The 25,744-nt window shown below is 70.9% G+C and carries 21 protein-coding genes; 8 read left to right on the top strand and 13 right to left on the bottom strand.

Translation table 11 applies throughout. The annotated features are described in order from the left end of the window. Positions 1-38: 38 nt before the first annotated feature. On the top strand, positions 39-1,550 hold the full coding sequence (locus tag J8N05_RS24725) for an MFS transporter (RefSeq protein ID WP_210886092.1): 1,512 nt from the start codon (positions 39-41) through the stop codon (positions 1,548-1,550). Continuing rightward, positions 1,547-2,233, top strand: coding sequence for a TetR/AcrR family transcriptional regulator (locus J8N05_RS24720; protein ID WP_210886090.1), 687 nt, complete (start codon positions 1,547-1,549; stop codon positions 2,231-2,233). Before J8N05_RS24725 ends, J8N05_RS24720 begins: the two co-directional genes overlap by 4 nt. A 69-nt stretch (positions 2,234-2,302) precedes the next feature. Here J8N05_RS24720 and J8N05_RS24715 read toward each other — a convergent pair whose 3' ends face one another. From J8N05_RS24715 to J8N05_RS24685, 7 genes are all read right to left on the bottom strand, one after another. Continuing rightward, positions 2,303-4,387 (bottom strand): FAD-dependent oxidoreductase, encoded by a 2,085-nt coding sequence (locus J8N05_RS24715; RefSeq protein WP_247706462.1) that lies wholly within the window; start codon positions 4,385-4,387, stop codon positions 2,303-2,305. Positions 4,388-4,508: 121 nt separating this feature from the next. Beyond that, a complete protein-coding gene (locus tag J8N05_RS24710; protein WP_210886088.1) occupies positions 4,509-5,924 on the bottom strand; it encodes a cytochrome P450 in 1,416 nt (471 codons plus the stop codon). Positions 5,925-6,091: 167 nt separating this feature from the next. Continuing rightward, positions 6,092-7,288, bottom strand: coding sequence for an exo-alpha-sialidase (locus J8N05_RS24705; protein ID WP_210886087.1), 1,197 nt, complete (start codon positions 7,286-7,288; stop codon positions 6,092-6,094). A gap of 87 nt (positions 7,289-7,375) precedes the next feature. Beyond that, positions 7,376-8,893: an arabinosylfuranosidase ArfA gene (gene arfA / locus J8N05_RS24700; RefSeq protein ID WP_210886086.1), complete on the bottom strand. Its 1,518-nt coding sequence runs from the start codon at positions 8,891-8,893 to the stop codon at positions 7,376-7,378. Positions 8,894-8,953: 60 nt separating this feature from the next. Beyond that, on the bottom strand, positions 8,954-9,841 hold the full coding sequence (locus J8N05_RS24695) for a carbohydrate ABC transporter permease (protein ID WP_210886084.1): 888 nt from the start codon (positions 9,839-9,841) through the stop codon (positions 8,954-8,956). Between the two features lie 2 nt (positions 9,842-9,843). After that, entirely contained in the window at positions 9,844-10,752 is a 909-nt protein-coding gene (locus tag J8N05_RS24690) for a carbohydrate ABC transporter permease (protein WP_107014848.1), read from the bottom strand. Positions 10,753-10,851: 99 nt separating this feature from the next. After that, a complete protein-coding gene (locus J8N05_RS24685) occupies positions 10,852-12,219 on the bottom strand; it encodes an extracellular solute-binding protein (protein WP_247706460.1) in 1,368 nt (455 codons plus the stop codon). A gap of 336 nt (positions 12,220-12,555) precedes the next feature. On the opposite strand from J8N05_RS24685, the gene J8N05_RS24680 reads away from it, so the two are divergent. The 3 genes from J8N05_RS24680 to J8N05_RS24670 all read left to right on the top strand — a co-directional run bounded on the left by J8N05_RS24680 (position 12,556) and on the right by J8N05_RS24670 (position 15,062). Beyond that, complete coding sequence (locus tag J8N05_RS24680; RefSeq protein ID WP_210886079.1) at positions 12,556-13,578, top strand: LacI family DNA-binding transcriptional regulator; 1,023 nt, start codon at positions 12,556-12,558, stop codon at positions 13,576-13,578. 129 nt (positions 13,579-13,707) lie between these two features. After that, positions 13,708-14,403 (top strand): HAD family hydrolase, encoded by a 696-nt coding sequence (locus J8N05_RS24675; RefSeq protein WP_210886077.1) that lies wholly within the window; start codon positions 13,708-13,710, stop codon positions 14,401-14,403. After that, the gene (locus tag J8N05_RS24670; RefSeq protein ID WP_210886074.1) at positions 14,400-15,062 is read left to right on the top strand and encodes a hypothetical protein; all 663 of its coding nucleotides are present in this window, start codon (positions 14,400-14,402) and stop codon (positions 15,060-15,062) included. Before J8N05_RS24675 ends, J8N05_RS24670 begins: the two co-directional genes overlap by 4 nt. 3 nt (positions 15,063-15,065) lie before the next feature. Here J8N05_RS24670 and J8N05_RS24665 read toward each other — a convergent pair whose 3' ends face one another. From J8N05_RS24665 to J8N05_RS24650, 4 genes are all read right to left on the bottom strand, one after another. Beyond that, positions 15,066-15,923 carry a class I SAM-dependent methyltransferase gene (locus tag J8N05_RS24665; protein WP_210886072.1) on the bottom strand — a complete coding sequence of 286 codons (858 nt, stop codon included), beginning with the start codon at positions 15,921-15,923 and terminating at the stop codon, positions 15,066-15,068. Positions 15,924-15,967: 44 nt separating this feature from the next. Then, the gene (locus J8N05_RS24660; RefSeq protein WP_210886070.1) at positions 15,968-17,914 is read right to left on the bottom strand and encodes a glycoside hydrolase family 9 protein; all 1,947 of its coding nucleotides are present in this window, start codon (positions 17,912-17,914) and stop codon (positions 15,968-15,970) included. 85 nt (positions 17,915-17,999) lie between these two features. Beyond that, a complete protein-coding gene (locus tag J8N05_RS24655; protein WP_210886068.1) occupies positions 18,000-19,358 on the bottom strand; it encodes a cation:dicarboxylate symporter family transporter in 1,359 nt (452 codons plus the stop codon). A 69-nt stretch (positions 19,359-19,427) separates the two neighbouring features. After that, positions 19,428-20,594: a mandelate racemase/muconate lactonizing enzyme family protein gene (locus J8N05_RS24650; protein WP_282108166.1), complete on the bottom strand. Its 1,167-nt coding sequence runs from the start codon at positions 20,592-20,594 to the stop codon at positions 19,428-19,430. A gap of 110 nt (positions 20,595-20,704) precedes the next feature. On the opposite strand from J8N05_RS24650, the gene J8N05_RS24645 reads away from it, so the two are divergent. Beyond that, on the top strand, positions 20,705-21,388 hold the full coding sequence (locus tag J8N05_RS24645) for a GntR family transcriptional regulator (RefSeq protein ID WP_210886064.1): 684 nt from the start codon (positions 20,705-20,707) through the stop codon (positions 21,386-21,388). Between the two features lie 32 nt (positions 21,389-21,420). On the opposite strand, the gene J8N05_RS24640 is transcribed toward J8N05_RS24645, so the two are convergent. Together J8N05_RS24640 and J8N05_RS24635 are read right to left on the bottom strand one after the other, a co-directional pair. Further along, positions 21,421-22,809: a sensor histidine kinase gene (locus tag J8N05_RS24640; RefSeq protein ID WP_247706459.1), complete on the bottom strand. Its 1,389-nt coding sequence runs from the start codon at positions 22,807-22,809 to the stop codon at positions 21,421-21,423. After that, positions 22,806-23,498: a winged helix-turn-helix domain-containing protein gene (locus J8N05_RS24635; RefSeq protein ID WP_210886063.1), complete on the bottom strand. Its 693-nt coding sequence runs from the start codon at positions 23,496-23,498 to the stop codon at positions 22,806-22,808. The genes J8N05_RS24640 and J8N05_RS24635 overlap by 4 nt, the downstream gene beginning before the upstream one ends. A gap of 170 nt (positions 23,499-23,668) precedes the next feature. Between J8N05_RS24635 and cbiE the strand changes: the two genes are divergently transcribed. Beyond that, on the top strand, positions 23,669-24,991 hold the full coding sequence (cbiE, locus tag J8N05_RS24630) for a precorrin-6y C5,15-methyltransferase (decarboxylating) subunit CbiE (RefSeq protein ID WP_210886058.1): 1,323 nt from the start codon (positions 23,669-23,671) through the stop codon (positions 24,989-24,991). Beyond that, positions 24,988-25,737: a precorrin-4 C(11)-methyltransferase gene (cobM, locus tag J8N05_RS24625; protein WP_210886056.1), complete on the top strand. Its 750-nt coding sequence runs from the start codon at positions 24,988-24,990 to the stop codon at positions 25,735-25,737. The genes cbiE and cobM overlap by 4 nt, the downstream gene beginning before the upstream one ends. The last annotated feature ends 7 nt before the right edge of the window (positions 25,738-25,744 follow it).

The following is a 25,744-nucleotide window of genomic DNA, read 5'->3' as shown; positions in this document are numbered from 1 at the left end:
CTGTTCACCTTGCCATGTCTCGCGCTCAGGGAAGTGCCATGCAGGAGCCGATACCCACGGAGCCGGCCCGCACCGGGAGGCCCCCGTCCCCGGCGGGGCTGCGCGCCCGGCTGACGGTCCCGGTCCTCGCGTACGGCGGCATCCTGATGGCGGTCATGCAGACCGCCGTCGTACCGCTGCTCCCCGACCTCCCGAAGCTGACCGGATCGTCCGCCGCCGCCGTGTCGTGGACCGTCACGGCCACGCTCCTCGCGGGCGCGGTGCTGACCCCGGTACTCGGCCGCGCCGGAGACATGTACGGCAAGAAGCGCGTCCTGCTCCTCGCCCTCTCGCTGATGACGGCCGGGTCGGTGCTGTGCGCGCTGACCTCGGACATCCGGGTGCTCATCGCGGCGCGGGCCCTCCAGGGGGCCGCCGCGGCCGTCGTGCCCCTGTCGATCAGCATCCTGCGTGACGTGCTGCCGCCCGAGCGGACCGTCTCCGCCGTCGCCCTGATGAGTTCCACGGTCGGCATCGGCGCGGCGCTCGGCCTGCCGCTCGCGGCACTCATCGTGCAGTACGCGGACTGGCACACCATGTTCTGGGTGTCGGCCGCGCTGGGCGCGGCGGGCGTGGCACTCGCCTGGTGGGCGGTGAACGAGTCGGCCGTACGGCACCCGGGCCGGTTCGACACCCTCGGGGCGCTCGGCCTGGCCACGGTTCTCGTCTGTCTGCTGCTCGCGGTGTCGCAGGGCGGTGAATGGGGATGGGGCAGCGTGCCGGTGATCACGCTGTTCGCGGGCTTCGTGGTCACCCTGGCCCTGTGGTGGTGGCAGCAACTGCGCGCCGAGCGGCCGTTGGTCGACCTCAGGCTGGCCGCCCGGCCACGGGTGGCGATGCCGCATCTGACCGCCCTGCTCGTCGGATTCTCGTTCTACGCCAACTCCCTGGTCACGGCCCAGCTCGTCCAGGCGCCCACGGAGACCGGGTACGGGCTCGGCCTGTCGATCGTCGGCGCCGGACTGTGCCTGCTGCCCAGCGGCGTGATCATGCTCTTCCTGTCCCCGGTCTCGGCCCGGATCTCGTTGTCGCGCGGCCCCCGCGTGACGCTCGCCCTGGGGGCCGTCGTCATCGCGTGCGGGTACGCCATACGCATCCTGGACAGCCGCGACCTGTGGGTGATCGTCCTGGGCGGCGCCATCGTGTCGGCGGGCACGGCGCTCGCCTACTCGGCCCTGCCCACACTGATCCTGGGCGCGGTGCCCGCCGCCCAGACCGGCTCGGCGAGCGGCGTCAACGTGCTGATGCGGACCATCGGCCAGGCCGTGTGCAGTGCCGCCGTGGCCGCCATACTGGTGCACCACATCAGCCCGGTCGGCGGCCTGCCGCTGCCCAGCCTGCGGGGCTATCTGCTGGCCTTCGCGATGGCCGGGGCGGTCGCGCTGGCAGGATGCGCGATGGCCCTGGCGATACCGGGGAGCGCCGAGCGGGAGAAGCCTGGCCGGTCGTCGCGTCGGCGTCGCGGCGGACAGGCCGCGGGAAAGCAGTTGGAGGGAGCAGGGGAATCATGAGGTCCGCGAAGTCCTCGACATCCTTCGAGAGGTCCACCGGCGAGTCCGTCGAGGCGTCCACCGCGCTGTCCGTCGGGGATTCGGAGGGCACAGCTGGGGCGACCGGGGCCGCGGTGGTGACGGACAGCGGCGGTCCGAGCCGCCGGGACGCCGAGGCCACCAAGGCGGCGATCCTGCGCGCGGCCCGCCACCTCCTCGCGCGCCACGCGCACGCGGACATCACGCTCAAGGCCGTGGCCGAACGGGCCGGTGTCAGCCCTCCCCTGATCATGAAGTACTTCGGCAACAAGGAGACGCTCTTCGCGCGGGTGATGTCGTTCGAGGAGGACGCCGCCGTCCTGCTGGACGCGCCGCTGGCCGACCTCGGGCGTCACATGGTCCGCCACGTCCTCGTCAGCCAGAGCGAACGAGGCGCCGACCCCCTGCTGAGGATCGTCTTCGCCCCGCTCCAGGGCACCCAGGGAGACACGCTCCGCGCCAACTTCCGCACGCAGGTGAGCGACCGGCTCGCCCTGCGCCTCGACGGCCCCGACGCCGGACTGCGTGCCGAACTCGCCGTCGGCATGCTGCTCGGCCTCGGCGTGATGTACGGCATCGCGCGGGGCGGCGAGCTGCGCACGGCACCGATCGACGATGTCGTCCGGCGGTACGCGCCCGCCGTCCAGGCGCACCTGACACCGTGAGCCGGCGACAGGGCCGACCGGTCGTGGAGCCACCCCGACCCGTCGGCCCTGCCGGCCGCACGGACACCGTCAGCCCGTGTGCACCTTCAACGCCGTCCTGACGGCGGACTCCAGGGCGCCCTCGATCCAGGCGGGCTTGATCGACGTGTGGCACCCCGCGAAATGAATGGGCCCCTCCGAGGTGGGGATGTCCGGGAACAGTTCCGTGTGCTGGCCCGGAAAGAGCACCGAGGCCTCACCGTAGGCGTAGTGGTCGCGCATCCACGACTGGGTCTTGCACTTGGTCGTGAAGAACACCTCGCAGCGCCGCCCGAAGACGGCCTGCACCCCGGCGAGCGCCCGCAGATACCGCTCCTCGTCGGCGTACGCGTCCCACTTCAGGGCGTCGTCGGACCAGCTGTAGGAGGCGAGGACGATCCCTCCGTCGCTGCCCTCCATCGGATGGGCGTGCTCGAAGAACATGAACCGGTTGGCGTTGTCGCTCACCGAGCCGCCGCCCCGGACATGGGCGGCCTCGGGGTCGTCGAGCACGGCGGGCCGGAAGGCGCCGAAACACTCCTTGAGCTCGCCGGGGACCGTCACCCCCAGGTCCCGTACGGTCCGGTGCGCACCGAGGTGTCTGCCGTCCCTGACCTGACCCTTCTTGTACCTGGTGTACAGGCCGTCCTCGATGGAGTCCAGCGCCTCCTCCCACTGCCGCTCGGTGAACTCCCACCAGCGCTGGGAGAACTCCAGCAGCACCTTGGTCGCCGCGTCGTAGTGCAGCTCGGTGATGGCCCGGCGCTTGCCGTACGTCAGCGGCGGGTCGAAGGCCACGTGGCGCAGCCCGGAGAACGGCACCGTGACGATCACCTCGTCGCCCTCGAACACCTCCGTGGTGCCGCCCTTGCCGGTCTGGCAGTCCTCGGACACGGTGTGCACCCGCACCTTGCCGCCGTCGCGCTCGATGCGTACGGCACGCCTGTCGAGCCGCACCTTGCCCTTCACCGGCGCGTACAGCGCGTCGACGAGCTTCGCGGTGCCGCCCTTCAGCTCCCAGAACTTGGTCTTGGGGTCGATGAGCGCGCTGCCCAGGAAGCTGTGCAGGAAGGAGAGATGGAGGCGTGAGGTCAGGTTCTGGACGGTGCCGACGAGGTCGATGGTCCTCGTGTCGAGCCCGGCTACCTCGGTGAGGTAGCGGTACATGGACCAGTGGCCGTACCGCTTGAGGACCTTGACCCAGCCCTCCACGAGGGCCGGTCCCTCCTTGCCGCGGATGAGCAGGTGCGCCGGTTCGAGGGCGTCCGCGAGGATGGCGGCGGCGGTCCTCGTACGGTTGGGGCCCGTGACGCCGAAGGTGTCGTTGATCTTCGCCGGGTCCTCCTCGTACTCGGCCTTGCGCAGATGGACTCCGTTGATGTGCATCCAGCTGCGGTTGGCCCGCTTGGCCGGGTTGTCGACCTCCACGTCGACCAGCAGGAACTCCTGGCGCGGAAGGTCGAACTTCTTGATCAGGGCCATGAGGAGCGGATGGCTCTCGGGCAGCCGCATCGCCCCCGCCTCCGCGTACTGGGCGGGGTCGGCGAAGGGCTGTTCCCCGTTCTCGTGGCCCCCCTTGCGGAAGGTCTTGATCCGGCCGCCCACGCGGTTGTCGTTGGCCTCGATGACGACCACGTCGTGGCCCACCCGGTTGAGCAGGTCGGCGGCGAGAAGCCCGGCGGGACCGGCCCCCACGATCAGGACCCGCTTCGAGGCCTTGGCCCCGCTCGACGGGAGCCCGCTCTCGATGGCCTTCAGATAGGAGGGAACGAGGGACTTGTCGTCCTTGTCGAAGACCACGATGGCGCGGGCGACCGTGGTGTAGGCCGCCGGATCGGTGCCGGGCGGCCCCTCGGCCGGTGCCTTCGAGGGTGCGACGGCGGGGCTCAGCGCGGTGGCGGGAGCGGCCGTGGCCGCGGTGAGCCCGGCGCCGAGGACCGTGGCACCGGCCACCGCGACCACCGAACGCCGTGTCGGTGGCGCGCTGTTCGCGTCGGGTGGGCCCGAAGCGGTCACGTGCGCAGCGGTCACGTGCGCGGTCGTCACGTCCGAGGTGGCCAGATCTGCGGTGATCAGGTCAGTGGTGGCCGGGTCCGCGGTGGTCAGGTCCGGAGTGTTCATGTCGTGTGTACTCATCAAGATCATGCTTGGCGCACAACCGGGGCGGAACCAGGGCATTCACACGGACGGGGAGCTCAAACCACTCGTTCCGTCATATGACGAGCCCCTGGTCAACGCCGTTGTGAGAACCGGACGTTCACCCTGCAATCCGGGGTGAGGTCTCCCGGGGACCGACGGTCATCAGCAGGGTCCTGGGACGTACGGTGGCCCGGGCCACCGGCCGGACGGTCCGGCCCGGCGCCAGGGTGAACCGCACCTCGCGCGTGATCGTCGCGATCACGGTGACCAGCTCGGTGAGCGCGAACCGGTCGCCGATGCACTTGTGTCTACCGGCCCCGAAGGGCAGGAACGCCCCGGCGGGCAGCCGGGTCTGCGCGTCGTCCAGCCAGCGGTCGGGGTCGAAGTCGAGCGGGTCGGCGAAGAGTTCGGGATCGCGGTGCAGGGCGTGCTGGCAGTAGGCCAGCTCCGTACCGGCCGGCACGGTCCACTCCCCGAGGCGGGTCTCCGTGACCGTGCGCCGGGTGACGAGCCATCCGGTGTGGTGCAGCCGCAGGGTCTCGGTGATGACGCGGTTGAGATACGGGAGCCGCATGACGTCGTCGAAGGTGACCGGCCGCTCTCCCAGCACGTCCGCCAGTTCGGCCTGGACACGGGCCTCGACGGCGGGGTCGCGGGCCAGTTCGTACAGGACCCAGGACAGTACGGACGCCGTGGTCTCGGTGCCGGCCACGGCGAGGGTGAGGATCTCGGAGCAGATCTGATCGTCGGTGAGGGGTTCGCCGCTCTCCTCGTCCCGGGCGCGCAGCAGCATCGACAGCATGTCGCCGGTGTCGTGGCCGGAGGTCCGCAGTCCGTCGAGCGCTGCGTCGATGGTGGCGCGTACGGCGGCACGGGCCTCGTCGAAGCGGCGGTTGAACGGCAGGGGCAGTCGCTCGGCCCAGTCGGGGAGCATGACGCGCGCCCCGACGCCGTTCATGACCACGGACAGGTCGTTGCGCAGCCGCAAAAAAGTTATCTCGTCGAGGCTGCCGGAGAAGACGGTCTTGGCGAGCATGTCGAGGGAGAGCTTGACCATCGCCTCGCGGACGTCGACGACCTCGCCGGGCCGCCAGCGGGAGACGACCGCCCCGGCCTCGTCGCGCATGATGTCGACGTACCGGGCGATCTCGGTGTGGGTGAACGCCGGCTGCAACTGGCGTCTCTTGCGGACGTGTTCCTGACCGGCCGCGGTGACCACGCTGTCACCCAGGAGCTGACCCATCTTCTCGAAGAACCGGCCCTTGTCGAGGCTGGGGCCGAGGTCCACGAGCATCGTGCGGATCAGTGCGGGGTCCTGGACGATGAGGGTCCGGGTGCCGGGCTGGAGGGTTATCTCGACCACGGGACCGTAGGTCTCGCGGAGTGAGGCGATGAAGCCGAGGTTGTCGCGCATGAGCTGTATCGCGTGGCCCAGCAGCGGGAGGGAGCCCGCCGCTCTGGGAATGGGGGGAGGAGTAGCGACCGTCACTTGGATCAGTGCTCCTTCGCAGCGTGCTCGGGCGCATTCATCCATGCCCACCCCGGGCTCGATTGCATACCGGAACGTCAAGTGCTCTTCACCACGTGTGACGGCCCGCTGAGCGGGCAGGCGGCGCAACCGGCCCCGGCGGTCCCGGCACAGCAGTGGGCCGACCGCGACGAATCGTCGTGATCGGCCCACGGGTCATGCCGCGAGGGGACTCAGGAGGACGGTACGGACTTGGTGGCGAAGTACGGCTTGCATACGCCACCGTCCCAGTCCGTGGCGATCTCCAGCAGGCTGTTGCCGTCCGCCGACGGCAGCAGGGCCGAGCTGTAGTTGGGGCAGTAGTCGACGACCGTCGACGAGACGGTGACGGGCGCGGGGATCTCCCGCCAGGTGCCGCTGCCGCCCGCGCTGTTGACCCAGACCGTCTTGTTGTTCCCGGCGGCCACGCTGCCGTCCTTGTTGTACAGGACCTGGCCGATCAGGAAGAGCCGGCCCAGCGGATTGCCGGCCTCGGGGGACCAGGCCACGGTCGGGGCGTGCTTGAAGTACTTGCCGTCGGCCGTCTCGGGCCGGTAGCCGAGGAACGGCCCGCTCGACCAGTCCCAGCCGTCGGGCGAGGTCCGGTAGTGCACGACGCACTGGTACTGGCCGCCGGCGGAGCAGATCTCGTACGACATGAAGTAGGTGCCGTTGCCGAGCTTGCGGACGACCGCCATGCCGGGCCGGTCGGAGACCAGGGAGCTGACGACGGTGGCGTGGTGGCCCGTCCAGGTCGTGCCGTTCGAGGTGCGCGCGGCCATCAGCTTCTGGCTGTGGGCCGAGTCGGTCTCGTCCGAGTAGTGCGCGACCAGTTGCCCGGAGGCGTCGACGGAGAACTCGGGCTCCCACAGGCCGCCGGTGCTGCCCGCGGTCGCGATGGTGGACAGGTAACTCCAGGTGCGTCCCACGTCGTTGCTCTTGAAGACGCGCAGGGCCATGCGCCGGTTGGTCTCGTCCTGGCCGACCGAGGCCGCCCAGAGCAGGGTGCCGGCGGGCAGGCTCCCGATCGCCCGCGGGAGTTCGAAGAGGGTGGAGCAGCACAGGCCCTGGCCGCCCGCCGCCTCCGGGTCGCTCACCGCGCCGACCTGGCGGAAGGACGCGCCCGCGTCGGTGCTCTCGTAGACGGTCCCGAGTCCGTTGTTCCCGGAGAAGGTGACCACCGACGACAGGACGCGGCCGTTGGCGCTCCCGTTGTACGCGAGGCGGATGGCCCGGGGGTACAGGCCGGTGTCGTTGCGCAGTACGGTGCCGCTCGCCGCGCCGGCCGTGCCGGTCTGCGCGGTGAGCAGCGTCGCCAGGAGCGCGACCAGCGCGGAGAGGAGCGCGGCCAGGCGGAGTGGGGGTATGGGGGTACGTGGTCTTGCCGACATCAGATGCTCCCAATGGGGTGGGGGTCGGATCTGTTCGGTCGGTGACGCCGAAGGTGACGTCACACAGCAGGGGGTGGCCGGCGGGTGTCAGGCGCCGGGGACCAGGCGGATGACGTTCCAGGACACCGGTGCCAGTGCCGCCTCCAGTGCGCCGTCGGCCGAGACCTTGGCTCCGCCGTCGGCGCGCGGGGTCACCCGGTCCGGCTCGGCCTGGGTGTTGACGGCGTCCGGGTCCTGGTCGGCCAGGACGAGGTGCTCAAGCACCCGGTAGCCGGACAGCGCGCCACGCAGCTCGGCCCGCAGGTTCAGCGACTCCTCCTGGCCGCGGTTGACGGCGAGGACGGTCACCGCGCCGCTCTCCTCGTCGTACGTCACCACCGAGTCGAGCGCCGGCACGTCGCCGTGCCGCTCGGTGTCGATACGGGACCCGGTGACCTCGGTGCGCAGCACCTTGCCGGTGGCGAACCGGGCCGCCTGGGCGAACGGGTGGAAGATGGTCTGCCGCCAGCTGGGGCCGCCCGGTTCGCTGCGGATCGGGGCGATGACGTTGACCAGCTGGGCGAGGCACGCGATGGCCACCCGGTCGGCGTTGCGCAGGAGCGTGATGAGGAGCGAGCCGACGACCACGGCGTCGGTCACGCTGTAGGTGTCCTCGATCAGCCGGGGTGTCTCGGCGGTCTCCAGGTTGCGCTCACCGACGAACCGGGCGGCGTACCAGACGTTCCACTCGTCGAACGAGAGCCTGATGTGCTTCTTGGCCCCGCGCGCGGCCCGGACGTGGTCCGCGGTGGCGACCACGTCACGGATGTACTGGTCCATGTGCGCGCCGGAGGCCAGGAAGCTGGCGCGGTCGCCGTCGAACTCCTCGTAGTAGGCGTGCAGGGAGAGGTAGTCCACCTCGTCGTACGTCTGCTCCAGGACCTCGCGCTCCCAGGTGCCGAAGGTCGGCATGGCCGCGTTGGAGCTGCCGCAGGCGACCAGCTCGATGGAGGGGTCGACCTGGCGCATCGCCTTGCCGGTCTCGGCCGCGAGCCGTCCGTACTCGGTGGCCGACTTGTGGCCGGTCTGCCAGGGGCCGTCCATCTCGTTGCCCAGGCACCACAGCTTGACGTCGTGCGGCGCCGAGTAGCCGTGCTTGATCCGCAGATCGGACCAGGCGGTGCCACCGGGCTGGTTGCAGTACTCCACCAGGGCGCGGGCGGCGTCGATGCCGCGGGTGCCGAGGTTGACGGCCATCATCGGGTCGAGGCCCTGCTCCTTGGCCCAGGTGAGGAACTCGTTGGTGCCCACCTGGTTGGTCTCGATGGAGCGCCAGGCCAGGTCGAGCCGGCGGGGCCGCTCGGCGGCCGGGCCGACGCCGTCCTCCCAGTGGTAGCCGGAGACGAAGTTGCCTCCGGGGTAGCGGACCAGGCCCGTACCCAGCTCCCGTACGAGGTCGGCGACGTCCGTGCGGAAACCGGCGGCGTCCGCCGAGGGGTGCTCGGGCTCGTAGATGCCGGTGTAGACGCAGCGTCCCATGTGCTCGACGAACGTTCCGTACAGGCGCGGGTCCACCTCCCCGACGGAGAACTCGGGGTCGACGGTGAACCGTGCGGTGTGCGGCATGCTGGAGCCTTTCTCAGGAAGGAAGAACGGTGGAACGGTGGAACTGCCGTACGTGCGGGGCTATTTGAGGCCGGTTCCGGCGATGCCCTCGACGATGCGGCGCTGGAACAGCGCGAACACGGCCAGCAGCGGGATGGCGCCGAGCACGGCGGAGGCCATCAGCTGGGCGTAGGGGACGCCGAAGACGTCCTGGACGGAGGTCAGTCCGACGGGGAGGGTCATCATCTCCGGGTCGGTGACGACCAGCAGAGGCCACAGGAAGTTGTTCCAGACCCCGACGAACACGAAGATCGTGACCGCGGAGATCACCGGCCGCGAGATGGGCATGACGATCTGCCGGTAGGTGCGCAGCCAGGACGCGCCGTCCGCGCGTGCCGCGTCGATGAGTTCCCTGGGGATGCCGTCGAAGAACTGCTTGAAGACGAACACGGCGACCACATTGGGCACTTGGGGGAGCACGACACCCCAGTAGGTGTTGAGCAGGCCCGCCTCCTGGAGCGCCAGGAACTGCGGGATCATCAGTACCTGGCCCGGGATCATGATCCCGGCGAGGAGCATCACGAACGCGACGCGGCGCGCCCGGAAACGGGTCTGCGAGAGCGCGAAGGCGGCGAGCGAGCCGGCCAGCACCGTGAGCACGGTCGTGAGGATCGAGGTGATGAAGCTGTTCGCGTACCAGTAGGGCAGCTTCCCCGCGTCGAAGATGTCCCCGTACGCGGCGAGGGTGGGGTGGGCGGTGAACCAGCTGGTGGGGTCGGTGATGACCTCCTGCGCGGGCCGGATCGAGGTGGCGAGCGCCCAGGCGAGCGGCACCAGCCACAGCAGCGAGAAGGCGACGAGGACTCCGAGGGCCACCCGGTTGAACAGGCGCTCGGCGTCGTACTTCCGGCGCGGCTCGGCCGCGGGGGCCTGCTGCTCGGTCACGGGCGGGGTGGCGGTGGCGGTCATGATCAGCGCTCCTTCTCGGCGCGGCGGACGAGGGCGAACCAGACGAGCGAGACCAGCAGGATCACCACGAAGAGCAGCAGCGAGACGGTCGACGCGTAACCGACGCGGCCCTCGACGAAGCCGGTGTCGTAGATGAGCTGGAGCGAGGGCCTGGTGCTTCCGTCGGGGCCGCCGTTGGTCAGCATGTAGATCTGGTCGAAGACCTTCAGGGAGGCGACCACCTGGAGGACCGTGACAAGGGTCGTGGTGCGGCCGAGCATCGGCACGACCACATGGCGGATGCGCTGCCAGGGCCCGGCTCCGTCGATGGCCGCGGCCTCGTGCACGGACCGCGGGATGTCCTGCAGACCGGCGAGGTACAGCACGAAGTTGAAGCCGAGCGTCCACCACACGGTGGCGGCGGCGATGGAGATCATCGCCCAGTCCGGGTCGCCGAGCCAGGACGGCGGGGTGTCCACGCCGACCCAGGTCGCGGCCTGCTGGGCGAGGCCCACCTGGTCGGCGTAGATGAAGGTGAACATGAGCGCGACGACCGCCGAGGGCAGCACGAACGGCGCGAAGAAGGCGAAGCGGAAGAACCAGCGTCCGCGGACGAAGCGGTCGGCGAGGATCGCCAGCACCAGACTGAGCAGCACCAGGGGGACGGTGGTCAGCACGGTGAACCACAGCGTGTTCTTCAGCGTGCGCCAGAACTCGCTGTCGCCCAGCACGGTCGAGTAGTTCGAGAAGCCGGCGAAGTCGCCGAGGCCCGACTTGAGCAGGCTGGTGTCGAAGAAGCCGGCCACGACGGTGTAGATCAGCGGCCCCACCAGGAAGACCAGATAGAACAGGGAGAAGGGCAACAGCATCCCCGGACCGGCCCAGCGGTCACCTCTGCCTCGGGCCTTGGTCGGTGCGGTTGTCGTGGCCATGGGACGGCCCTTTCAGTCAGACATACGGGATCTCACGACGTGCGGGGGCCCGATACGGGCCGTGATGGAGACAGTGGGCGAGCGGGGGAGGGCGCCGGGCTACACGGGCGAGGGCCGGCTTGCCAGCTCGCGCAGTTCGCGCTTCATCCGGGCGGCTCCGGCCGTCGGGCTGGTGGCTCCGGTGAACACCGAGGTCACGGCGTCGCCGATGACGATCTGCAGGCTGCTGCCCGCGCCCCCGTACCAGGCGGCCGGGTCGTAGGCGGCCCCGTCGGCGGCAGCGGCGTAGTGCGACTGCGGTTCGAGGGCCTTGTAGGACGCGGACCGCTGGGTCGGCAGCCAGGCGGGGATGTGTCCGCCCTCCGCCCACAGCTTGCTGGAGCCCAGCAGGGAGGCGACGAAACCCAGGGAGAGGTCGAGCCGCTGGGCCGACTCGGAGGGGGCCTTGGGCAGGACGAGGGAGTGCGAGTCGGCGGCGCAGGCGTAGGGCGCGTCGTCGAAGATCCGCGGCAGGGGCCGCATGTCGAACTTCACCTTGGAGCCCTGGACCGTGAGGACCTGCCAGACGCCGTCCATCAGGAAGCCGGCCTTGCCGGTGGTGAGCATCGTGATGGCACCCGGGCCGTCGGTGGTCGTCGGGACGACCTTCTCCTGGGTGAGCCGGCGGATGTACGCGAGGGCCTCGGCCGCGGCCTCCGTGTCGATGACGACCTTCCTGCCCTGGTCGGCGACGAGATCGCCGCCGCTGATCTGCCGGTAGAACGACCAGAAGAGCCGGAACTGCGTCGAGGCGTCCTTCACCGAGGCGATCGAACCGCCCCACTGCCCGGTCACCTCCTTCGCGGCGCGCAGCGCGTCGATGAACGCGTCGGGCCCGTCCACGTCCGTCAACCGCCCCTTGCCGTCGAGCAGTCCGGCCTTCTCGGCGATGTCGGTACGGAAATAGAGCACGAAGGGGTGGGTGTCGAGCGGGATGGCGTAGAGCTTGCCGTCCAGCTGCGACTTCTTCCACGGCCGCGCGTCGAACTTGTCCTCGGTCAGGCCGTGCCGGGCCAGATCGGCCGGCTGGATCTCGGCGAGCAGACCTGCCTCGGCGAGCGTCGGCACCTTCGACAGATGACTGATGGCGACCTGCGGCGGCCGGTCGCCGAGCGTGGCGAGGGTGAGCTTCGTGTAGTACGGGTTGCCCCAGACGAAGGTCGCCGACTTCAGGTCCGTCGACCGGTGCCCGGCGCGGTAGGCGGCCTGCATCGCGAGCAGCCGCTCACCGTCGCCGCCGGTGAAGGGGTTCCAGAAGTTCAGCCGGTCCGGGGTGGGCGACCCGCCGGTGAAGCCCTGCGCGAGGGTGCTGTCACAGCCGCCGAGCGCCGCGGCCGAGGCCGCGACGGCACCGAGCGACAGGGTGCCGCGCAGCAGCCGGCGCCGGGACGGAGCGGGCGGGGAGGTGTGCGGCGTACGGTCCCGCATGGGCATGCGTCCTTCCACGGCGGAAAACTCAAGGAGTACAACGTTGGAATGGGAGATCGAACCGATCCGCTCGGTCACTGGGTCGAGGCGGTTACAACGTTGTATCCCCGGGGAAATGTGACGTCAACACTTCTGCACGAACTTCCTGTTCGACGAGTCGTCGACGTCATAACGGTCGATATCGCCCAACTGGTGAGTGAAGCCATTACAACGTTGGAACATGGCTTACGCTGAGCAGCGCACCGGACCGACACGCGTGACGGAGCAACGGGGAAGGCGACCGCGGGTCGTCGGCCGTCGGCCGGAAGGAAGTCGGGGGAGGGAGGGGCGACCGCCATGGCAGGTGCACGCCTCAAGGACGTCGCCGAGCGCGCGGGCGTATCGATCAAGACGGTCTCGAACGTCGTCCGCGGCGAGGTCCGGGTCGCGGAACAGACCCGCGAGCGGGTGCTGCGCGCCATAGCCGAACTCGACTACCAGCCCAACGCCTCCGCACGCCATCTGCGCACCGGCCGCAGCGGCATCATCGCGCTGGCCGTGCCCGAACTGGTCGCGCCGTACTTCGCGGAACTCGCCGCCGAGGTCATCGCGGCCGCCAAGAAGCGCGGCTGCACGGTCCTCATCGAGGACACCGGGGGAGACCCCGCCGAGGAACTGCGCATCGCCTGCGGACTCAGCGACCCCCTCATCGACGGGGTGCTGCTCAGCCCGCTCTGCCTCGACGAGACGATGCTCGCCAACCGCGAGCGCCGCGTACCCCTTGTCCTGCTGGGCGAACAGTCGTACAAGATCCCGGCCGATCACGTACTGATCGACAACTCCGCGGCGGCGCGCGAGGCCACCGAGCACCTGCTCGGGCTCGGCCGGCGGCGCATCGGGGTCATCGGCCAGCCCTCCGACCGGGCCCATGCCACGACCGTGCAGCGCATGCACGGCTTCCTGACCGCGCTGCACGCCGCCGGTGTGCCGCACGACCCCCGACTCGTCCCGGACACCGGCGAGTTCACCCGCGCCGACGGAGCCGCGGCCATGCGGATCCTGCTCGCCCTGGACGAGCCCCCGGACGCCGTCTTCTGCTTCAGCGACCTGCTGGCCTCCGGCGCGGTGCGCACGGCGCACGAACACGGTCTGCGCGTGCCGCAGGACCTGGCGGTCGTGGGCTTCGACGACATCCAGGAGACCCGCTACAGCGTCCCGTCGCTGACCACCGTCTCCCCGGACAAGCGGGAGATCGCCGAACTGGCCGTGGACGCCGTGCTGCACAGGATCACCACGGACGCGGAGGCCCCCCACACACGACTCATCGCGGGGTACGAACTGGTCGTACGGGAGAGCACGCGGACGCCGGAAGAGGAGTGACGGGCGGTTCCTGGTTTTTCGACGGCTCCTGTCGGCCGCCCCGGGTGCGGTGCGCCGGCATGCTAGCGTCGCGATTCCCGGCCGCCGCGCCCCGGCGGGCCGCTGCGACGGAGCGAAGGGGGCCCGCAGGTGAACGCGTATCCCGGTGCCGCGGAAGCCGGCAGTCCGGCGGTGATCCTCTTCGACCTCGGCAACGTCCTCTTCAGTGATCCCTGGGAGTCCTTGCTGCTGTCCCCGGGCGCGGGGCTCGGGGACCGGCTGGGGCTCGACCGGTCCGCCGTACTGGAGGCCGGCCGGCACTGCTGGAGCGCGTTCAGTGTGCGCGAGGCCGATGAGGCGGAGTACTGGAGCGAGCTCTCCCGGCAGCTCGGCTGCGACATCCCCGCACAGCTGGTCAAGGAGCTGGACGAGGAGCTGCTGGTGGTGAACCCCGCCGCCGGAACACTGCTCGCCGCGGCCTCCGCCGACGGAGCCCGGCCGGTGGGCATCGCCTCCAACAACACGTCCTTCTGGTACGCGAAGCAGGCGGAGCGACTGCGTCTGGACCGGTGGATCGACCCGGGACTGGTCTTCCTCTCCAGCGGGCTCGGCGTCTCCAAGAGCACACCCGGGCGCGGCCTCCTGGAGATCGCCGCGGAGCACGTCCGCCCCTCCGCCACCCTGTTCGTGGAGGACCGCGGGGCCAATCTGGCGCGTGCCCGGGCGCTGGGTTTCCGCACCGTCGAGTACGCGTTCAAGCCCGAGTCCGCAGACGCGTCCGGCGAGGAGTCCGGCGGCGTGTCCGGTGTGTCGGCCGCGGAGTTGCTGGACACAATCACAGGGTGACCGATCCATCACCGTCAACTCCCGCCCCACGCAAGGCGATTCCCGTCGTACGGTCCACTTCCGCCACTCCGGGGCCGGCGGATCCCGCGGCTCTGACGGCGCTGCTCGCGGAGTACAACTCGCTGCGTTCGGAGAGCCTGCAGGCGATCAGCAACCGCATCCAGATCATGAACTTCGCGTTCACCTCCCTCGCGGTCGTCACCGCCGCCATGATCACCTCCGATCTGCCCCGGGGCTTCCTGATCCCGGCCTGTCTGCTCTTCGTCCCGGGAGCCGCGAAGGCGAGCCTGCTGATCTGGCTGGGGGAGTACCACCGCTCCCAGCGGGCCGGCCAGGGCGTCGCGGCGGTCGAGCGCCGGATCAACAGCCTTCTGGGCACGGGGGACGTCCTCAGCTGGGAATCCCGGCTCGTCTCCTCCGGTACGCACATGGGCTACCCGTACATCGCCACGGCGGTGTTCATCCTCAGCACCGGCGTGCTCGCCCAGAGCCTCGGCGGCTACTTCCTGGTCGGACGGCTGGAGCCCAGCCCGACCCTCCGGGACGATCTCGCCGTCGTCGGCGGCGTCCTCCTCTACGCCGTGCTGTGCGAGACGCTCTTCCTGCGGTTCTTCATCCGCCGCTGGCGGGCGATCCGCAGCGCCACCCACAGCGGTTAGGCCCTAGGCCCTTGCTGCTGCGGTAGGGGCCTTGCGCCAGACGAAGATCTCGGTGCCCGGCAGGCGTTCGGAGAAGCGGTCCGTCGGGGAGGCCGCCCGTAGCAGCCGGCGTACGTCCGCCTCGAAGTCGTCCCGGCGGGTGCCGAACAGGTGCGGGGCCGAGAACGACATCGAGAAGACGCCCGCGACGACGTCGTCACTCGTGCGCTCCAGAGCCTGCCCGCCGGGCACGACATGCCGCTGGGGGCCGGTGAATCCGGCCCGGGCGAACACCACCGCCTCGCCACCGGGGGTCCCGTGCGGCAGCACGCCCCGGCCGGCCCGGCGGACCGGCCCGAGATAGCCGCCCACCAGCTCTTCGAGGGCCGCGTACGGCACCGCCGGATACGGCAGGTCCTCGACGCCGCGGGTCTGTGTCTTCAGGTCGGAGATGTGCACCAGCGCTCCACCGGACCCGAGCATGTCCCGCACGGTGGCCGCCACCAGCTCCCGGTCCATCCAGTGGAAGGACTGGGCGAAGACCGCGACGGTGAACGTGCCGAGACCGGCGGGCAGTTCCTCGGCCCTGGCCCGCACCCATCGCGTCTTCCCGCCCACCCCGAGCCCGGCGGCCTCACGAGCCGCCTCGGCGATCATCCCGCTGTCCGGGTCCACGCCGACGACCTCGCCGAACAGGTCCACCAGGCTCAGGGCGACGGTGCCGGGTCCGCAGCCCACGTCGATGAGGCGTCCTCGCCCGTCGAGCGCCAGGATCTCGGCGAGCGCGTCCGCGAGCCCGGGGGCGTACGGGAGTCTGCCGCGCCGGTAATAGGAGGCCGAGCCCAGGAACAGGGTGTCGTCCCACTCCCAGTCGGTGTTCATGTCCGCCTTTCAGCCGGTATCTCCGTCGGAGCGTCTGCGTGAGACTACCGTTCGCCGGCTCGCGCGGTCAGGGCGAAGGCCAGCAGGGCCGTCGTGGTGAAGTCCAGCGCGGGCTCCACGGTCTGCCAGGCGCCCACATCGTCCAGGTAGCGCGCACCCTTGCCGTCGAAGTCGCTCCAGGCGCCCTCCGGCGGGGCTGCCGTGCACTTCTTCATCGTGGGAAAGCTGTTCAACTCCTCCAGTTTCCCCGCGTCGTTGGGGCCGTTGACGACCGCTCCCCGCAGAATGGCGCCCTTGCCGTCGAGGCTGCCCCGGAGGTTGGCCAACTGGTGTTCCGGACAGTGCGGATAGACCTCACCCGCACCGATCATGAAGCTGGTTCCCCAGGGGTTGGCGCCGAGCGCCCAGCCGCGCTGCCGGCCCGCGAAGGCCGCGTACCGCGTGTCCCCGGTGGCCCGGGCGTAGAGACGGGCCGTGGCCACCAGCCCGAAGGTGTGAGGCACGGCGTCGAAGTCGTCGTAGACGGCTCCTGCCCCGAACGGGTCGTCCCCGGCGCGGGCCACCCCGTCCTCCAACTGGCGGCGCAGATCGTCGTACAGGTCAGCCGCCGCGACCCCGTGCGCCCGCCCGCCGTCCAGGACGGCGGCCAGGTCCACGTGGGCCAGGGCGCTGACATCCGCCACGCCCAGCGTGCCCTGGACGTCGGAGCGCAGATACGCCCCGGCCCAGCGGGCCGCGTCGTCGGCCCAGTCGCCCTCCCGCTCGTCCCCGAGCGCCTGTGCGGCCAGGGCCAGTTCGGCGCCGCCGAACTCCATGTCGTCCTGCCAGGAGTCCTCGGGATAGAAGTTCCCGGGGATCGCGGTGAGGGGCGGCTCGTCGGGGTCGGGGGCGGTGTCGGCCAGGGCGTAGACGGCGGCGGCCTTCTCCAGCCACTCCCGGGCCTGCTCGGGGTCATCGGTGGCGGAGCGCTGTGCGGCGAGGGCGAAGGCCGCCGCCACCCGGCCCGCCAGACTGGCGCTGACCCCCTCGCCCGGCTCGGCCGCGCGGAAGACCGGCCGGTGCTTGATCGTGTAGTCCGGGTCACCGGGCGACACGTCGAGCCGGTCGTCGGCCTCCGGAAGCCGCCACACATCGTGATCCGTCCGTACGGCCTCGTTGCCCGCCCCGATGCCGACCTGCACGTAGAGGGTCTCGGTGTCGCCGTCCCACATCCTGTCCAGCCAGGCCAGCCCGTGCGATGCCTCGTCCGACAGCTCTGCCATCTCGGGCAGGTCGCGCTGCGCGAGCAGGAGTTCGGCCACCGAATAGGAGGTGGTGCCGGTGAACTTGAGGAAATCCCCCGCGTCGAACCACCCGCCCGAGACGTCGACCTGCTCACCGGCCGGAGTCAGCTCCTCGTCGAGCAGTTCGGTGCCCTCCTCGTCGTACTCCGGAGGTTCGTAGACCGTCGCGTCCTCGTCGGCCAGATGAGAGGGGCCGTGCCGCAAGGCGCTCCGGGGGCCGCCGGTGAACACGTCGGCCCCGTCGCGCTGCGCCTGGAGGAAACGGACGTTGTCGCGTACGAGCGGGGTCATCAGCTCACGGGCCCCGGTCACCCGGAAGGCCGGCGAGCGGCCGGCCGCGCTCCCGGTCAGGACGATGCGGTAGGTGCCGGGCGTGTTCAGGGCGGAGAGGTCGACGCTGCGCACCGAGGGGAACTCGGCGTTCCAGCGACCGGTGACGGCTCCGAGCCTCCCCGCCGTGACCACCTCGTCGTTCCCGGCGTCGACGACCTCGAAGCGCGCTCCCGCGAGTGCCGCCGCGGGTCCCATGACGTAGGCCCGTTTCGCCTCGCCGCGCGCGTAGCCGACCTGGTCGACCCTGATGGCCACCTCGGTCGAGGTCGGCCCGTCGCCGCCGAAGGGCGGACCGTGCAGGCTCGCGGCGAGGAGCAGGGTGCCGAGTCCCGCGGCTGCGGCGACCAGCAGCCGGGGCTTGCGCGGAGAGTTCATACGCCTACCGTGCCGGAGCCTTCATGAGACGAGGATGAGGACGGGCGGGGGAGGCGTCCGTCGCCGGACGGGGACCGACGGCGGGTCAGACGTCGGCGGGGACCTTGTCCGCGCCGGATCCCGCGTCGCTCCCGGCGCCGGCCGACGGGCCCTGTGCGGTACGGGAGTTGAGGATCGAGCGGGCCTTGTCGATGTCGAGGTCCTTCTCCCACTTGCCGATCACGATGGTGGCGACCGCGTTGCCCAGGACGTTGATGAAGACGCGGCCCTCGTTGAGGATGCGGTCGATGCCGACGATCAGTGACAGGGCGGCGAGCGGGATGTGGCCCACCGCGGTGACGGTGCTCGCGAGCACGATGAACGCCCCGCCCGCGATGCCCGCGGTGCCCTTACTGGTGAGCATCATGACGCCCACCATGATCAGCTGCTGCTGCCACGACAGATCGATGCCCATGGCCTGCGCCAGGAACAGCGAGGCCATCGTGAGGTAGACGGCGGAACCGTCCAGGTTGAAGGAGAACCCGGAGGGGATGACGATGCCGACCACGGGCCGTCCGATGCCGAGGGTCTCCAGCTTGCGCACCAGCTGCGGCAGGACCGCTTCGCTGGAACAGGTGCTCAGGGCGATGAGCAGTTCGGCCTTGAGGAAACGCATGAGGCCGAACAGGCTCAGGCGGCAGGCCCGCATGATGGCGCCGAGCACGACCAGGACGTACACGACGCAGGTCGCGGTGAACAGGATGATCAGGTAGCCGAGCTGTTTGAGGCTCTCGGCGCCGTAGGTGGCGACCACCGTGGCCAGCGCGCCGAAGGTGCCCAGCGGTGCCAGCCGCATGACCCAGCCGACGATCCGGAACACGACGTCCGACAGTGCCTTGATGCCGCGGGTCAGCGGCGCCCCCTCCTCACCGGCCATGTTCAGGGCCACGCCGAAGACGATCGAGACCATCAGCGCCGCCAGGATCGCGTCTCCGGTGATCGCGCCCAGCAGGGAGGCGGGGATCAGGGAGGAGACGAACCCGGTGAAGGTGGCGTGCTCGGTGGCGGTCTCGGGCACGTCCTCGGCGTTCAGCGACGAGGCGTCGACGTGGAGCCCGGAGCCGGGCTGGAAGATGTTGGCCACCACCAGCCCGATCAGCATGGACACCAGGGACAGCACCAGGAAGTAGCCGATCGCCTTCACCCCGATCCGGCCCGCCTTGCGCAGGTTGTCCATGGAGGCGATGCCCGTGGTCACCACGCAGAACACGACCGGGATCACGATCATCTTGACCAGGGCGATGAACCAGTCGTTGAGCGGCTTGAGATCCTCACCGAGCCCGGGGGCGAGGACGCCGACGGCGATGCCCAGGACCGCGGCCAGCACGACCTGGAACCACAGTTCACGTATCAGACGGTTCAGCCGTGACCGCTGCGGGCGGTCTGCGGCAGTGGTGGATGTCATCGTTGGTGCTCCTTTGCACGACGATCGTGTCCGGCCTTGTCCCATGGGTGGTCGTACGGGGTGTCGCGATCAGCCGTGCAGGTCGCGCAGCACCTTGTAGAACGCGGCCTTGCCCTCGAAGCCGATGCCGGGGATGTCGGTGAGGCCGACGCGGCTCCTCTCGACGACGGCGTCGTCGGCGAAGCCGCCGGTGGGCTGGAACTCGCCCGGGTAGGACTCGTTGCCGCCGAGCTTGAGGGCGGCGGCGATGTGCAGCGAGAACTGGTGTCCGCCGTGCGGGACGCAGCGCCGCGAGGACCAGCCGTGCTGCCGGAGCATGTCCTGGATGCGCAGGTACTCGGTGAGGCCGTAGGACAGCGCGGGGTCGACCTGGATGGTGTCGCGGTCGGGGCGCATGCCGCCGTAGCGGATCAGGTTGCGGGCGTCCTGGAGGGAGAAGAGGTTCTCGCCGGTGGCGATCGCGCCCGCGTAGTGCTCGGACACCGTGGCGTTGAGGTGGTAGTCGAGCGGGTCGCCGATCTCCTCGTACCAGAACAGGCCGTAGGGCGCGATGGCCCGCCCGTACTCCAGGGCGGTGGTGAGGTCGAAGCGGCCGTTGACGTCGACGGCCAGCCGGGAGCCGTCCCCGTCCAGGACGTCGATGACGGCCTCGATCCGGCGGAGGTCCTCGGCCAGGTCGGCGCCGCCGATCTTCATCTTGACGACGTCGTAGCCGAGGTCGAGGAAGCCGCGCATCTCGTCCTGGAGATCGGTGAGGGTCTTGCCCGGCGCGTAGTAGCCGCCGGCGGCGTAGACGAACACCGAGTCGTCGGGCTGCCCGTCGCCGTGGCGCTCGGAGAGGTACCGGTACAGCGGCTTGCCCTCGATCTTCGACGCCAGGTCGAACAGGGCCATGTCCACCACACCGACCGCGACCGAGCGCTCACCGTGCCCGCCGGGCTTCTCGTTGCGCATCATCAGGTCCCACGCCCTGGCGGGGTCAAGGCCGCCCTGCTCGTCCAGCAGGCTGCCGGGGTCGGCGTCCGTCAGTCGCGGAAGGATGCGGCGGCGCAGGATCTCGCCCGCGCTGTAGCGGCCGTTGGAGTTGAAGCCGTAGCCCACGACCGGCTTGCCGTCACGGATGACATCGCTCTCGATCGCCACGATCGAGCAGTCCATGGAGCTGAAGTCGATCCACGCGTTGCGGATCGAGGAGCTGATCGGGACGACGCCCTCGTAGACGTTGGTGATCTTCACTGTGCGGCCCTTTCTCATATCTTATAAGATGTGCGTCGCTGTTAGGCTGAGGTGACACGGTGGCAACTGTCAAGGGGGTGCGAGCACCCGGAAGGGATTCACCGGGGGCCATGACCGGCACGAACCTGTTCGTCAGCAAGAGCGATCTCGCCTACGCGGAACTCCGCGACCAGATCCTCTCCGGCACCCTCTCCGCGGGCACGCGACTCGCGCAGTACGACCTCGCCGCGTCCCTCGGCATGAGCATCACGCCCCTGCGCGAGGCGATCCGCCGCCTCAGCAGCGAGGGGCTGGTCACGGTCGAGACCCACCGTGACGTCCGGGTCTCCGTCATGAACTCTCAGGAGGCACGACAGCTCTTCGAGGTCCGCCTCTCACTCGATCCCACCGCCGCCGAACTCGCGGCACGGCGGCGCACCGACGAGGACATCGCCACCATGCGGGCCGCCGTCGGAAACCTCCTGCCCGTCACCCGCCAGTGGGGCGAGGAAGGGCTCACGGCCCACCGCGCCTTCCACCAGGCCCTGTACCGGGCCTCCCACAACGACGTCCTCATCCGTCTCCTGGACGACCTGTGGGACAAGTCCGACCGCTACCGCCGCCTGGGTCTCGACCTCCCGCCCGGCGACGAACCCCGCACCCGGGACCTGCAGGAGCACCACCAACTCGTCGACCTCGTCGAGGCCGGCCGGGCCGACGACGCCGCCCGGCTGATGCGCGATCACATCACGCACAGCCTCACGGCCACGGCGATCAGCGCCCTCGAAGACCGTGAGGGCGTCAGCACCACGTGACGTGAGGTGCCTGTGGGGGAGTACGGGGACGGTTACGGGGCCGCGGGCGTCCGGGGCGGGTGTTCCGGCAGCCGGAGTTCGGCGAGCAGGCCGCCGCCGGGTGCGTCCGTGAGTTGGGCGGTGCCGTGGTGCAACTCGGCGACCCAGCGGACGATGGCGAGGCCGGCGCCCGTGCCCGGGACGGCCGCTGTTTCCGGGGAGGGCACGGTTCCAGGTCCGCTCATGGCAGTTGGTGCCGACCCGGTTCCGTGAGCCCCGGTGACGCCCCGCGCGAAGACCCGCTCCCGGTCCGCGAGAGGCACGCCCGGTCCGTGGTCGCGCACCCGCACGAGCCCCGGAGCGACGGTGACCTCCACCGGCGACCCGGCCGGACCCCCGTGCCGCTGAGCGTTCTCCACCAGGTTCCGTACCGCCTGGGCCAGCAGATCGGGATCTCCGAGCACGACCACCGGTTCGGAGCCGACCGTCACGCTCCCGTGCTCCGGCAGCTCCTCCACCGTGGTCTCCACCAACTGGTCGAGGCGCAGGGGCACCAGCTCGACCCGCTGCGTACCGGCCTCCGTACGGGCCCGGGCCAGCAGGCCGGTGACCAGCCGGCTCAGCCGGTCCACCATCCGCAGCGTCTGGTCGGAGGAACCGTCCCGCTCCGCCACCAGCCGCAAGGTCGCCAGCGGTGTCCGCAGTTCGTGCGCCGCCTCGGCCAGGAACTGCTCCTGCCGGCCCAGCGCGACGAGAGCGGGACGCATGGCCCGGCCGGACAGCAGATGGCCGACGGCCGCCGCGCAGCACACCAGCGCCGTACAGCCGAGGGCGAGCCAGCGGACGAGGAGGTCGTGATCGTGTTCGCTGCGCGCCAGTGCCGTGCCGACCAGCACGGCCGCGCCGATCCGGTCGCCGTCCCAGACGGGAGCCGCGGCCCACCTCAGCCGCTCGCCCTCCTCGGAGGGGGCGCTGACGGAGACGGTCTCCTGCTCCTCCAGGACGTTCCGCCAGACATGGTCGAGCCAGTCCTCCTCGGGGAGCGCCGTTCGGGCGGGAACGACGTTCCACACCGACGGCGACTCTCCCGGAGCGATCTCCAGGACGGCCAACACCTCGGCGCTCCGGGCGAGTTCGTCCTCGCGCAGCGGCTCCAGGTGCAACGCCCCGTCGTCGAACCAGACCGCCCGCGACAGACCGACCGCCCGGCTGCCGACCTCGTGGTCGAGGCCGGACCGGCGGGACTCGGCGTCGATGCGGACGGCGACGGTGGCGAGGACGACGAGACAGGCCGCGGTCGTCCCGGCGAACAGCAGCGTCATGGACCGGCGGGTGCGCCGGAGCCGGGCGACGGCGGGCGACGCGGAGGAAGTGGAGGAGGTGGAGGTGGAGGGCGTGGAGGGCGTGGAGGGCGTGGCCGCCGGGCGGCGCGGGCGTATCACGTCCGCGCCCCTGTGGCCCGTTCCCGGCCGGTGTCGTCCAGCCGGTAGCCGACGCCGCGTACCGTCCCGATCGGGTCGGGCGGTCCGAGCCGGCGTCGCAGCTGGCCGATCAGGACGTCCACCACGTTGGACATCGGCTCGCTCGCCTCGTCCCAGCAGCTCTCGATCAGCTCGGTGCGCGTCACCACCTGCCCCGCGCGCAGCATCAGTACCTCCAGCACCGCGAACTCCTTGGCGGAGAGACTGAGCAGCACCCCGGCACGGGACACGCGGCGCCTGGGCAGATCCACCTCAAGGTCACCCGCCCGCAGGACCGGCAACCGCGCCGGCTGCTCCCTGCGGCACAGCGCACGCACCCGTACGACCAGTTCGGCGAAGGCGAAGGGCTTGACCAGGTAGTCGTCCGCGCCGTGCTCGAAGCCGGCCACCCGGTCGCTCACCGCGTCGAGCGCCGTCAGCAGCAGGAAGGGCAGCGCCGAACCCTTGCGCCGGTGCGCGGCGAGCAGGGTGAGCGAGTCGCCGTCCGGGACCGAGCGGTCGGCCACGACACAGTCGTAGCCGTTGACCGCGAGTTTGAGGTCGGCCTCCGCCAGCGTCCGTGCGAGGTCCACGGCGAACCCCGCGTCGCGCAGCCGGGCCGCGACCACGGGCCCCAGGTCGGGATCGTCCTCCAGGACCAGTACGCGCATGACCTGGAGCTTAGACGCTGCCGATGCCGGGTCCACGGCGGCCCCGACCTGCGTACCCGAGCGCAGGTGTGCAGGTCGGCGCCCCGTAAAGTGCGTTCCTGTTGCCCTTCCCGGGACCTCTTCCCGGGACCCGTTCCGAGACCCGCCGCCGAATCCCGAGGTACCGAGCAGTGATCCCCGCGCGACCTGCACCGCAGCCCGCCGTCACCGTCGTCGGGATCGGGGCCGACGGCTGGGAAGGCCTGCCGGGCCCCTCCCGTACGGCACTTCGCGACGCCGAGGTCCTGATCGGGGGAGCGCGCCAACTGGACCTGCTGCCGCCGGAGTGCCCGGGGGAACGGATCACCTGGCCCTCGCCCCTGCGCCCCGCCGTCCCCGGCCTCCTCGCCGCGCACTCCGGCCGCCGGATCGCCGTGCTGGCCAGCGGCGACCCGATGTTCTACGGCATCGGACGCGCCCTCACCGAGGTGTTCGACGAGGTGCACGACAAGGAACTCGGCGAACTGCGCGTCCTGCCGCACCCCTCCTCCGTCTCCCACGCCGCCGCCCGCCTCGGCTGGCCCGTGGAGGACGTCGAGGTCGTCACCCTCGTCGGCCGGCCCGCCGCCCGCCTGGCCGCCGCTCTGCACGACGGCCGACGGCTCCTCGTGCTCAGCGCGGACGCCACCACCCCCGCCGAGGTCGCCGCCCTGCTGCGCGACCGCGGCTTCGGCCCCAGCCGCATGCGGGTGCTGGAACAACTCGGCGGCGCGAAGGAACGTACGACCGCCGAGGCGACCGCCGACGACTGGGCGCACCCGTCGGGCGACGCCCTCAACATCGTCGCCGTCGAGTGCCGACGGGCCCCGGACGCCCTGCGGCTCGGCGCCGTGCCGGGCCTGCCGGACGAGGCGTACGAGCACGATGGACAGCTCACCAAGCGGCACATCCGCGCCGCCACGCTCGGCGCGCTCGCCCCCGCCCCCGGCGAGCTGCTGTGGGACATCGGCGGCGGCTCGGGCTCGATCGCGATCGAGTGGATGCGTACGCACCCCTCGTGCCGGGCGGTCACCGTCGAACGCGACCCGGTACGGGCCGAGCGGATCACCCGCAACGCCGACCGGCTCGGCGTGCCGGGGCTGCGGGTCGTCACCGGTGCCGCGCCCGCCGTCCTGGTCGAACTCCCGCCGCCCGACGCCGTGTTCATCGGCGGTGGGCTCACCGCGCCCGGCCTGCTCGACGCGTGCTGGGAGGCGCTGCCCGCCGGCGGACGGCTGGTCGCCAACACCGTGACCCTGGAGTCGGAGGCACTGCTCGCCGAGGCCTACCGGCGCCACGGAGGGGAGCTGGTACGGCTCGCGGTGGCGCACGCCGTACCGGTGGGCGGTTTCACCGGCTGGCGGCAGGCGATGCCGGTGACCCAGTGGGCCGTACAGAAACCTCTCCGGACGCCCGTTCGGAAGACGTCCGACCCGTCCGCCGCAGCCGACGACCCCGCAGGAGCAGACAGATGACCGTGTACTTCATCGGCGCCGGACCCGGTGCCGCCGACCTGATCACGGTGCGCGGCGCCCGTACGCTCGCCGCCTGCCACGTCTGCCTGTACGCGGGCAGCCTGGTCCCGCGTGAACTGCTCGCCGAATGTCCGCCGGACGCCCGGCTGATCGACACCGCGCGGCTCGACCTCGACGAGATCATCGCCGAGACGGTCCGCGCGCACGAGGAGGGGCACGACGTGGCCCGGCTGCACTCCGGGGACCCGTCGGTGTTCAGCGCGATGGCCGAGCAGATGCGGCGCCTCGACGCGGCCGGGGTGCCGTACGAGGTCGTCCCCGGCGTTCCCGCCTTCGCCGCGGCGGCCGCCGCCCTGAAGCGGGAGCTGACCGTGCCGACCGTCGGCCAGACGGTCATCCTCACCCGCGTCGCCCACAGCGCCACGCCCATGCCGGAGGGGGAGGACCTGGCCACCCTCGGCCGCAGCGGCGCGCTCATCGTGCTGCATCTCGCCGCCCGGTACGCGGACCGTGTCGTCGACGAGCTGCTTCCGCACTACGGCGCCGACTGTCCCGCCGCGGTCGTCGCCTACGCCTCCCGGCCCGACGAGCTGGTCATCCGCGGCAGGCTGGACGAGATCGCCGGGAAGGTGAAGGAGGCCGGCGTACTGCGGACCGCCGTCATCATGGTCGGGCGCACCCTGGGCGCCGAGCAGTTCCGCGACAGCCACCTGTACTCGACCGAGCGGGACCGCCACGTCTGCTGATGCCGGC

Origin of the sequence: Streptomyces liliiviolaceus, assembly GCF_018070025.1 — a bacterium.
GTDB classification, from domain to species: domain Bacteria; phylum Actinomycetota; class Actinomycetes; order Streptomycetales; family Streptomycetaceae; genus Streptomyces; species Streptomyces liliiviolaceus.
The sequence above is the reverse complement of the archived record's forward strand: the minus strand, read 5'-3'. Positions and strand labels throughout refer to the sequence as shown.

Coding starts and splice junctions, on each gene's coding strand:
- J8N05_RS24705 (WP_210886087.1), bottom strand. CDS start 7,288: ATGTCGGCAAGACCACGTACCCCCATACCCCCACTCCGCCTGGCCGCG.
- J8N05_RS24725 (WP_210886092.1), top strand. CDS start 39: ATGCAGGAGCCGATACCCACGGAGCCGGCCCGCACCGGGAGGCCCCCG.
- J8N05_RS24665 (WP_210886072.1), bottom strand. CDS start 15,923: ATGAACACCGACTGGGAGTGGGACGACACCCTGTTCCTGGGCTCGGCC.
- J8N05_RS24655 (WP_210886068.1), bottom strand. CDS start 19,358: ATGACATCCACCACTGCCGCAGACCGCCCGCAGCGGTCACGGCTGAAC.
- J8N05_RS24685 (WP_247706460.1), bottom strand. CDS start 12,219: ATGCGGGACCGTACGCCGCACACCTCCCCGCCCGCTCCGTCCCGGCGC.
- J8N05_RS24645 (WP_210886064.1), top strand. CDS start 20,705: ATGACCGGCACGAACCTGTTCGTCAGCAAGAGCGATCTCGCCTACGCG.
- J8N05_RS24660 (WP_210886070.1), bottom strand. CDS start 17,914: ATGAACTCTCCGCGCAAGCCCCGGCTGCTGGTCGCCGCAGCCGCGGGA.
- arfA (WP_210886086.1), bottom strand. CDS start 8,893: ATGCCGCACACCGCACGGTTCACCGTCGACCCCGAGTTCTCCGTCGGG.
- J8N05_RS24710 (WP_210886088.1), bottom strand. CDS start 5,924: ATGGATGAATGCGCCCGAGCACGCTGCGAAGGAGCACTGATCCAAGTG.
- J8N05_RS24690 (WP_107014848.1), bottom strand. CDS start 10,752: ATGGCCACGACAACCGCACCGACCAAGGCCCGAGGCAGAGGTGACCGC.
- J8N05_RS24635 (WP_210886063.1), bottom strand. CDS start 23,498: ATGCGCGTACTGGTCCTGGAGGACGATCCCGACCTGGGGCCCGTGGTC.
- J8N05_RS24695 (WP_210886084.1), bottom strand. CDS start 9,841: ATGACCGCCACCGCCACCCCGCCCGTGACCGAGCAGCAGGCCCCCGCG.
- cobM (WP_210886056.1), top strand. CDS start 24,988: ATGACCGTGTACTTCATCGGCGCCGGACCCGGTGCCGCCGACCTGATC.
- J8N05_RS24715 (WP_247706462.1), bottom strand. CDS start 4,387: ATGAGTACACACGACATGAACACTCCGGACCTGACCACCGCGGACCCG.
- J8N05_RS24720 (WP_210886090.1), top strand. CDS start 1,547: ATGAGGTCCGCGAAGTCCTCGACATCCTTCGAGAGGTCCACCGGCGAG.
- J8N05_RS24680 (WP_210886079.1), top strand. CDS start 12,556: ATGGCAGGTGCACGCCTCAAGGACGTCGCCGAGCGCGCGGGCGTATCG.